This is a genomic window from Pseudomonas sp. SIMBA_067 (assembly GCF_046534675.1).
Classification (GTDB): Bacteria; Pseudomonadota; Gammaproteobacteria; order Pseudomonadales; family Pseudomonadaceae; genus Aquipseudomonas; species Aquipseudomonas putida.
Genome location: NZ_JAWRYH010000544.1, coordinates 1 through 267 on the forward strand (window position 1 = coordinate 1; position 267 = coordinate 267).

The window sequence follows — 267 nt, forward strand, 5'->3', positions numbered from 1 at the left end:
GGAGGACGGTTGATACGCACTGGCATCGAGCACCTGAGGTTGATGGGCTGCCAGACGGTTTTTGTTCTCGGCCACGCCACCTATTACCCCCGACATGGGTTCGAACCCTGTGCCGGAGACAAAGGCTATCCGGCACCTTATCCCATCCCGGAGGAGCACAAAGCCTGCTGGATGATGCAATCACTCACCGCTCAGCCCATGACCCTGACCGGCCACATCCGGTGCGCAGACCCTGATGAAACCGGAGCACTGACGTGAATAACAATC

At 58.4% G+C, this 267-nt stretch carries 1 pseudogene; it reads left to right on the forward strand.

From position 1 onward, the window contains the following. Positions 1-258: pseudogene (locus SB765_RS30250) on the forward strand (hypothetical protein); the annotation flags it as partial. Positions 259-267 lie beyond the last annotated feature (9 nt).